The organism is Cupriavidus sp. IK-TO18 (genome assembly GCF_015549295.1).
Taxonomy (GTDB): domain Bacteria; phylum Pseudomonadota; class Gammaproteobacteria; order Burkholderiales; family Burkholderiaceae; genus Cupriavidus; species Cupriavidus oxalaticus_A.
This window is the reverse complement of sequence record NZ_JADGMP010000076.1, coordinates 1-623: the sequence shown is the minus strand read 5'-3', so window position 1 is coordinate 623 and position 623 is coordinate 1. Positions and strand designations below refer to the sequence as shown.

1 protein-coding gene (running past one end of the window) is annotated in these 623 nt (G+C 67.7%); it reads right to left on the bottom strand.

What is annotated here, in order from left to right; genetic code table 11:
• Positions 1–623: part of an acetate--CoA ligase coding region (locus tag IPF36_RS34145; RefSeq protein WP_195432349.1), annotated on the bottom strand (this coding region is incomplete at both ends). Its footprint begins 1,146 nt before the window's first position; the window shows 623 of its 1,769 annotated nt.

Sequence of the window (623 nt, the reverse complement as noted above, 5' to 3'; positions counted from 1 at the left end):
CGGCGGTACACGATCACGTTCTTCACGGCCTCGCAGCCGCCCAGCGCCAGCGCGTCGTCGGCGATGGCCTTCAGCGGCAGCGCCTTGCCGCCGCGCATCTGCTCGTCGGCGGTGATCAGCGCCACCGCGCCCACGTCGACCAGCCGCTCCTGCAGCGACTTGGCCGAGAAGCCGCCGAACACCACCGAGTGCGTCGCGCCCAGGCGCGCGCAGGCCTGCATCGCGGCCACGCCTTCGACCGACATCGGCATGTAGATCACGACGCGGTCGCCCTTCCTGATGCCGAGCGTCTTCAGGCCGTTGGCCAGGCGGCACACCTTCGCATGCAGTTCGCGGTAGGTGACGCGCGTCACCGTGCCGTCGTCGGCCTCGAACACGATCGCGACCTTGTCGGCATTGCCGTTTTCCAGGTTGCGGTCCAGGCAGTTGTACGAGGCATTGAGCTGGCCATCCTCGAACCACTTGTAGAACGGCGCGTTGCTCTCGTCCAGCACCTTGGTGAAGGGCTTGTTCCAGTGCAGCAGCTCGCGGGCGTGGCGTGCCCAGAAGCCTTCGTAGTCGCGTTCGGCTTCCTCGCACAGCGCGCGGTAGGCGTCCATGCTGGGAATCGCGGCCTGGCTGGC